Raw genomic sequence first — 8330 nt, 5'->3', positions numbered from 1 at the left:
CACCCTTGATTATGAAAAATTTTTTATTTGATGATATTCCTTATCTTAAAGTTGCAAGACAAGAGCATGAAGTTTTTGTAAATATTTTAAAAGATAATTCAGTTGAAATTGAGTATGTTGAGGATCTTGTTAGCGAGGTTCTTAATTCTTCTGTAGCGCTCAAAGATAAATTTATATCTCAATTTATTCTGGAAGCAGAAATAAAATCCGATGACACAATTAATATTTTAAAAGATTATTTTTCTAATTTAACTGTTGATAATATGGTTTCTAAAATGATTTCGGGTGTTGCAAGAGAAGAGCTCAAGGATTTTTCATCTTCTCTTGATGATTTGGTTAATGGCTCAAGTCTTTTTATTATTGATCCTATGCCCAATGTTTTATTTACCAGAGATCCTTTTGCTAGTATTGGCAATGGAATTACAATAAATAAAATGTATACCAAGGTTAGATGCAGAGAGACAATATTTGCAGAGTATATTTTTAAATATCATTCCATTTACAAAAAAAATGTTCCAATTTGGTTTAATAGATGGGAAGAAACTTCTTTGGAAGGTGGTGATGAGTTTGTTTTAAATAAAGATCTTTTGGTTGTTGGAATTTCGGAAAGAACAGAAGCGGAATCTGTAGAAAAACTAGCTGCTAGTCTTTTTGAAAATAAGGCCTCATTTAACACAATTTTGGCTTTTAAAATTCCAAAAAATAGAGCTTATATGCACTTAGACACAGTTTTTACTCAAATTGATTATAGTGTTTTTACAAGTTTTACAAGTGATGATATGTATTTCTCAATTTATGTTTTAACTTATAATTCAAATTCTAATAAAATTAATATTAAAGAAGAAAAAGCCAAGCTTAAAGACGTTTTGAGTTTTTATCTAGGCAGTAAGATTGACATAATAAAATGTGCAGGTGGAGACTTAATACATGGTGCAAGAGAACAATGGAATGATGGTGCTAATATTTTGGCGATAGCTCCAGGAGAAGTAATTACTTATTCTAGAAATCATGTAACCAATAAGTTGTTTGAAGAAAATGGTATTAAAGTTCATAGAATTCCGTCTAGTGAGCTTTCAAGGGGGCGTGGTGGGCCAAGATGTATGTCTATGCCTTTAGTAAGAGAGGATATTTAAATTTAAGTATGAGTAAATGAGTTTTTGAAAACTTTATTGTAAGGGTTGGTGGTTGATGTATAATCTACGAAATAGGAGCTTTTTAAATCTTTTAGATTTTACAAGCAAAGATATTGAATATTTACTTGATTTATCGATTAATTTAAAAAAGTCAAAATATGCAGGAATTGAAGTGCAGAAACTTAAAGGTAAAAATATAGTTATAATTTTCGAGAAAGATTCAACAAGGACTCGTTGTGCTTTTGAGATTGCAGCTTATGATCAGGGAGCAAATATTACTTATTTAGGATCTCAGGGCAATCAAATAGGCTCAAAAGAGTCTATGATAGATACTGCTAGAGTTTTGGGGCGCATGTATGATGCCATTGGGTTTAGAGGCTTTTCCCAACAGACCGTTGAATGTTTGGCTAATTATTCCAATGTTCCTGTTTACAATGGATTGACAGATATTTCTCACCCAACCCAAATACTAGCCGATTTAATGACAATAAAAGAGCATAAGGGGAATTTAAAAGGGATTAAAATAGTGTTTTGTGGCGACGGTAGGTGTAATGTTGCTAATTCTTTATTAAAAGGCTGTGCTATTATGGGGCTTGATTTTAGAATTTTTGCTCCCAAGGAGCTTTTCCCAGACCCTGATTTGACGATTAAGGCTAGGTCTTTAGCCCTAGAGAGTGGGGGTAAAATTACAATTACAGATTCTAAAGAAGAAGCCGTTGAATGTGTTGATGTTGTGTATACAGACGTGTGGGTGTCTATGGGGGAGAGTAATTGGGAAGATAGAATAAATCTTTTAAAGTCTTATCAGGTTAATAAAGAGATAATGAGCATGGTAAAAGATGATGCAATATTTATGCATTGCTTGCCCGCTTTTCATAACTTAGATACTGTGATTGGTAAGGATATTTTTGATAAATACGGACTTGATGGAATGGAGGTTACAGAAGAAGTTTTTGAAAGTAAAAATTCAGTTGTTTTTGATGTGGCTGAAAATAGAGTGCATACCATTAAAGCTATTATGGTATCAACTTTAGGATAACAATATTTTTATATGATTATATGGAATTAAATTTATAAATTTAAATTATTTAGGAGGGATGTTATAATCAGAATACCAAGTAGTTTTACAATAATATTTTCTTTAATTGTATTTGTTACCATTTTAACGTATGTGATTCCTGCTGGTAAGTTTGATAAAGAATTTAAGCAGATGGGTGATGGGTCTAAAAGGGAAATAATTGTTGCTGGAACTTATCAATATGTAGATCGAGCTCCTAGGGGATTTTTACATCCCATTATGACTATTTTAACTGCAATGTCAAAGGGGATGGAGCATGCAGTTGAGGTTATTGTTTTTGTTTTAATTGTTGGAGGTACTTATGGAATTATTATGAAAACTGGAGCAATAGATGCAGGAATTTATTTTTTAATTAAGAAATTGGGGCACAAAGATAAATTGATTATTCCTTTGTTAATGTTTATTTTTTCAATTGGCGGAACTGTAACTGGGATGAGTGAGGAGACCCTTCCTTTTTATTTTGTTATGATTCCCTTGATAGTTGCTTTGGGTTATGATAGCCTTGTTGGAGCGGCTATTATTGCCTTAGGAGCTGGAGTGGGGACTATGGCTTCTACTGTAAATCCATTTGCGACAGGAATTGCATCTGCAATAGCTTCTATTAGCTTGCAGGATGGATTTTATTTTAGAATTGCTCTTTATTTTGTATCAGTATTAGTTGCTATAATCTATGTTTGTGTTTATGCGTCTAAAATTAAAAAAGATCCCTCAAAATCGCTTGTGTATTCTCAGAAAAATGAACATTATCAATATTTTGTTAAAAAAGAAGGACTTTCTACTGGAGATAATGCTCAGAATACTCTTGATTTTACTTTTGCTCATAAATTAGTTTTACTTTTGTTTGGATTTATGATATTGATTTTAATCTTTAGCATTGTTAATCTTGGTTGGTGGATGCAAGAAATGACAATGTTGTATCTTGGAGTTGCGATTATAGCGGCTTTTATTTGTAGGTTAGGTGAAGCTGAAATGTGGGATGCGTTTGTGAAAGGCTCTGAAAGTTTGCTAACGGCCGCTCTTGTTATTGGACTTGCTAGAGGTGTTATGATAGTATGTGATGATGGGTTGATTACCGATACTATGTTAAATGCTGCTACTAATTTTTTATACAATCTTCCAAGGCCCCTTTTTATTGTTTTGAATGAAATTATTCAAATATTTATAGGATTTGTTGTTCCATCTTCATCGGGCCATGCTAGTCTCACTATGCCAATAATGGCCCCACTTGCTGATTTTTTATCAATTCCAAGATCTTCAGTTGTTATTGCCATGCAAACTTCATCTGGACTTATTAATTTAATAACACCTACCAGCGGAGTTATAATGGCAGTATTGGGAATATCTAGATTAAGTTATGGTACATGGTTTAAGTTTGTTTTACCATTATTTATTATTGAGTTTTTTATTTCCATTTTAGTTATTATAGCCAACATTTATTTGAGTTTTTAATTGCATATAATTGTATCAAGAATGAAATAAAAAATTTTTTTGGATATTTAATAATTTTAATAATCACTGCGTGTATTCAATTAATTATCACCTAATATTAGTTGTTAAACATAGGCATAAATGCATAAATAACAAGCTTTCGTCTTCCCTTTACCAAATAATACTTAATTTTGTTGATTTTTATACATGGTTGCTGCAAATTATTTTTATAGATTATTCGTTATTAAATCAAAAAAAATAAAATAAGCATTGTTATCCAAATTAGATTTAGGGTTTTTTGAGCTTATATAAGTTTATAGATTTTTTTACAGTTTTATCTAGTTCTGCTTTTTGTAATTTGGATTCTAATTTTTCTATCCTTTTTTCAATTTCTTCCAATTTTTTTGTTGTTTTTTGTAGATTGATTGTTAGAAATTTTAATTTCTCTATAATATTGGGCTTTATTATAGTGTATATATGAATATTATAATTAAGTATAAGTATATTAGCATGGTTGCACCCAAAGCACTAATAATAAAGGTTATCATTGGATTGCTATTGAATATTAGAACTTTGTTCATATTGTTCAAGCTCCATCTTATATAGATTATAAATATATATATTACAACAAGAGGCGAAATAATAAGGCGAAATAATAAAATTAAATATATATGAAAAATATATTTGACCACTTAGAATGAAATGCTATTGAGATTTGTATTTTAAAAGATATAAAAACTTGCTTATAAGTTTTACGAGTCAATTTTAGATATAGAAAATGATTTAGACTCTACTAAATAGTGTGTTTTGATTAAAGCCTAATTACTAAAGTTTTTGTAATTAGGTTTTGATCATTAATATTAGGTATATGTATGTCGACTTTAAGTTAAAAATCCGATTGTTCTTTTAACTTAAACCCTTTACTACCCGTAATTTATAAACTCTTTTTTTGGTCTTTTGGAGTGTAGAAGTTTTATTGTCTTGTTCAAGAGTAGGCGGGTGCCTACTTTTAATATTACCAATAGCTTCTCTCAAGCTAGGTAATAAGCCTGGGTTAGCTTTACTAGGGCCAGGTGTAGTTCTAGCTTTCTCTAAATAAGAGTTAGCTGTATCAGCTAAGCTTTTCATATTATCAAGGGTATGTTTTACCTTTTCTAATTCTTCCTCTACTTTAGTATAATCTGATGTAGAAGATCTAACTTCATTTATAATATCCTTAGCTTCACTAGCTTGGCTATTAACTTGTTGGGAAAAGGCTATTAGTATCAGGTTGCATATCTTCAACCAAAGACTCTTGGCTTGTATTTTACTCCATCTTTATTCTTAACTTGCCATTATCTTTATCAATTTTATTCTCATAAGCATTACCTGCACTTCTAGGCTTGCGACTTTTACTCTCATTGCTGCTTCCTCCTAAAGTATAAAAGACTTATTGTTGTCTAGTATGTCTGTAGCCTGCTCAGCGCTGTCTGCAAGATTATCATATAGTTTACAAGAGAGGATACTTGAAATTGAAACTGAAGTGGATAAAATAAATAATTTAGCAATTAAATTCACCTATCTTATTTCTCTCCTTAGAGTCTGATGATATTTATGCTTTATTCTTAAAAAATAAATATATTACATTTATGAAAATATTTTTAATGCTAAAGACAAACTAACAAACTAAGAGAAAATAAAGTAGTCTTTAGAAAAGAGAATATTATAAGTAAAGAAGACAGAATACATAAAGCATCCTGCCTTTTCTTTATTATTTTACTTTTACTTATCTAGAGTCCACGTCTTGCAAGTTTATATATATACCATTTAACTCTTCAAAATCTGCATTTGCTTGATCCATCTTGTCTTTAAGTTCTTTTTGTTTATGCTTAGCAGTTTTAAGGCTAACTTTAGCCCTGTCCATTGCTTCTTTAGCATCATTCATATAATAGTGGTATCGAGCATATTGGTAACCTTGAGTATTGCTATTATTTAACACTTCTTGTAAAGCATCTTCTGCTTTTCTATTTGCATACTCAAAATCGTGCTTAGAACTTTTTAAGGCACCTACTGCATCTGAATAATTAGAGTTAGCAGAAGCATGGCTGCTACTAACTTTGCGAATAGCTTGATCAAGTTTAGGCAATAAGGTTGAGTTAGCTTTATTAGATTTTCTGGCATTCTTTAAAAAAGAACTAACATTGTCAACTTTACTTTTTATATTATTAAGTTTTGACTTTGTTGTTTCTAAATCTGCAGTTATTTTATTAACTTCTTCTAAAGAGGTAGAAATTTCTTGTATAATGTTTCTAGCTTCACTAGTTTCCCTAGAGTTATTATTAACTTGTTGAGGTTGTCTATTAGTATGTTTTTCACTAGCATCACTAGCAATGGAAGGGTTTGTGTTTACAATACCATCTTTTTGTATACCTAAATTATTGTCTTTTTTACTTTCTTTTGCTTCTTTTAGGTTATTTTCATTATTTTGTTCTTGATTATTTACTTCCTTATAACTAATACTTCTAGCTTTACGACCACTTCTTTTGGTGTCTTTTATAAGAGATTTATTATTAGCTAAATCCTGTATAGCTAAAGCTTGTTGAGATTTATCTACAGCTTCATATGGCTTACAAGAGATAAAGCTTAAAAATAACCTGAATATTAATAACACTTTAATCATTAAATTCATTGTGCTAACTTTATGCAAAAATAGAGTAGTATTGTAATACAATATCATTATATTACATTGATTATTAGTAATCAAGAATATGCGTTATATGTTAAGCTTATAGCATAGAGCTTTTGTCTTTAAAGCTGAGCTATCTAAGATTAGTATTATTTAATAAGCAGCTTCATATGCTTTATTTAGCTCTTCAAAGTCTGCATTTGCCTGATACATATTAGAATTAAGATATTCCCTAGGAATAGCTGATAAAGATGCAATGGAGAGGGCCAAAAGGATGCTAGATAACGCTAAGCATAAACAGGAATTAAATGCATCATTATAACAAATGATAAAAGAAGCATAACTAATCTTAACCTTAGCAATAGCTTGGTGCAGGCTAAGCAATAAGGTTTGATTATCTTGATAGATTTAGGTGCTTTTCTAGTGTTCTCTAAATAAGAATTAGCTGTATTAAGCAAGCTTTCTATATTATCAAGTATTTGTTTTATAGTTTCTAAATCTTTTCTTAGTCTGGCGTACTCTTTTGTAGAAGATTCAATTTCCTTCATAATATTACTATCTTCATTAGCTTTCCTGGATTCACTATTAACTTGTTGGGGAAGACTGCTGCTACTATTATCATTTTGCATATCTGCAACAACTAAATGATTTTTGTCTATGTTTTGTTTCATATAAGCATTATTTGTACTTCTAGGCTTGCGACTTCTACTCTCATTGCTGCTTACTAAAGTATTAAAAAACTTATTGTTGTCTAGTATGTCTGTAACCTGATCAGCGTTGTCTGCAAGATTATCATATAGTTTACAAGAGAGGATATTTGGAATTGAAACTAAAGTGGATAAAATAAATAATTTAGCAATTAAATTCATCTATCTTATTACCTCTTCTTATAATCTGATGATATTTATGCTTTATTCTTAAAAAATAACATATATCACATTTATAAAAATAGTGAATGCTAAATGCAAACCAAACTATAAATTTGAAAGAAGTAGGGTAGTACTTGTAAAGGCAAGAGGGAAGTGAAATAGTTAATTTAGGTAAGCCGATATAAGTTTTTCTAGTAAAGATGGGATTATATATGAGTAGAGATATTAAAGAAACTAAAGCCTACACTGGAAATTTTAAAGCTTGAATATATTTTCTATTTCTTTTTTGCAAGAATTTCCCTGTTGAAGATAATCAATAGCTTTTTGTGTATATTCAATGCATGCAGAAGCAAAGTTTATAGCTCTGTATGCTAAATTTTTTGCATGTTGCATATCACGTCCGTTAAAACTGCCACCGAACCGGTATGAATTGCCATTGTATAGTCTTTTATAAATGGATTCTGCTAGTTTATCCTTAGCCTCATCTAGCATGCCTTTAGCAGATACCCAAGAATTAGTTGCTTGCTCCATAAAAGAACGCATTTCTTGTAATTTAGGCATAATAGTTTTTATTTTTCTATTCAAAGGAGATGTGTCTAAATTAGAGAATAATAAGTTTGATAAAGTTTCATAATCTTTTTCAAGCTCAAGGAGTGTATTGTTTAATTTGTTTTCAGGATTAGCATGATTAACAATCTGCGTGGCATTTTTAATTTCTGAAAGAGATGTTTGCTCATACTCTTCTTGTGCAAATTCATCTAAGTTAGCTTTAATTTCTTCTTCTAAAGGAATAGCAAGAGTTTTACTTGTTGTAGTAAGGCTATTTTTAAAATTACTTTGTTCAATTGGATCATGTTGTGGAGTAGCTGCTTTATTTTCTTCCATCTTTACATTATTTTGAGCATGCGAGTCATTTTGTATTATTGCTGGACTTGAATTTGGTAGGGATTCTTTATTATTTGCACCAGGATCATCTGACATATGTTGATTAGAACCTACTTGTAAGATTGGATTATAAGTTTTTTTATTTGATGATGTAACGTCTTTAGGAGATTCAATTTCCTTACTATTTTTATCTACTGAAGTATTAGAGTATTTTTATTTTCTTGATGATCTTTTAATGCTAATGCAAACTGTTCTATAGATTTTTTAGATAT

9 protein-coding genes are annotated in these 8330 nt (G+C 30.2%); 4 read left to right on the top strand and 5 right to left on the bottom strand.

The annotated features are described in order from the left end of the window. The 4 genes from arcA to LRB30_RS05960 form a co-directional block, all read left to right on the top strand. On the top strand, window positions 1-1133 hold a 1133-nt coding region (gene arcA / locus LRB30_RS05180), incomplete at its 5' end, for an arginine deiminase (protein ID WP_231014584.1). A gap of 55 nt (window positions 1134-1188) precedes the next feature. Then, a complete protein-coding gene (argF, locus tag LRB30_RS05175) occupies window positions 1189-2172 on the top strand; it encodes an ornithine carbamoyltransferase (protein ID WP_231014583.1) in 984 nt (327 codons plus the stop codon). Window positions 2173-2235: 63 nt separating this feature from the next. Then, a complete protein-coding gene (locus LRB30_RS05170; RefSeq protein ID WP_231014585.1) occupies window positions 2236-3660 on the top strand; it encodes a YfcC family protein in 1425 nt (474 codons plus the stop codon). 70 nt (window positions 3661-3730) lie between these two features. Next, on the top strand, window positions 3731-3901 hold the full coding sequence (locus LRB30_RS05960; protein WP_407928735.1) for a transposase: 171 nt from the start codon (window positions 3731-3733) through the stop codon (window positions 3899-3901). 644 nt (window positions 3902-4545) lie between these two features. Here the strand turns inward: LRB30_RS05960 and LRB30_RS05165 are convergent. The 5 genes from LRB30_RS05165 to LRB30_RS05145 form a co-directional block, all read right to left on the bottom strand. Next, the gene (locus LRB30_RS05165; protein WP_231014582.1) at window positions 4546-4923 is read right to left on the bottom strand and encodes a hypothetical protein; all 378 of its coding nucleotides are present in this window, start codon (window positions 4921-4923) and stop codon (window positions 4546-4548) included. A gap of 129 nt (window positions 4924-5052) precedes the next feature. After that, window positions 5053-5196 (bottom strand): hypothetical protein, encoded by a 144-nt coding sequence (locus LRB30_RS05160; RefSeq protein WP_231014581.1) that lies wholly within the window; start codon window positions 5194-5196, stop codon window positions 5053-5055. Window positions 5197-5404: 208 nt separating this feature from the next. Beyond that, on the bottom strand, window positions 5405-6307 hold the full coding sequence (locus LRB30_RS05155) for an immunogenic protein P37 (protein WP_231014580.1): 903 nt from the start codon (window positions 6305-6307) through the stop codon (window positions 5405-5407). Between the two features lie 284 nt (window positions 6308-6591). After that, window positions 6592-7173, bottom strand: coding sequence for a hypothetical protein (locus LRB30_RS05150; RefSeq protein ID WP_231019966.1), 582 nt, complete (start codon window positions 7171-7173; stop codon window positions 6592-6594). 255 nt (window positions 7174-7428) lie between these two features. Then, a complete protein-coding gene (locus LRB30_RS05145) occupies window positions 7429-8154 on the bottom strand; it encodes a hypothetical protein (RefSeq protein WP_231019964.1) in 726 nt (241 codons plus the stop codon). Window positions 8155-8330: the final 176 nt, after the last annotated feature.

It is taken from the genome of Borreliella americana (assembly GCF_021043605.1).
In the GTDB taxonomy this organism is placed as follows: Bacteria; Spirochaetota; Spirochaetia; order Borreliales; family Borreliaceae; genus Borreliella; species Borreliella americana.
This window is presented reverse-complemented; position numbering and strand designations above follow the sequence as displayed.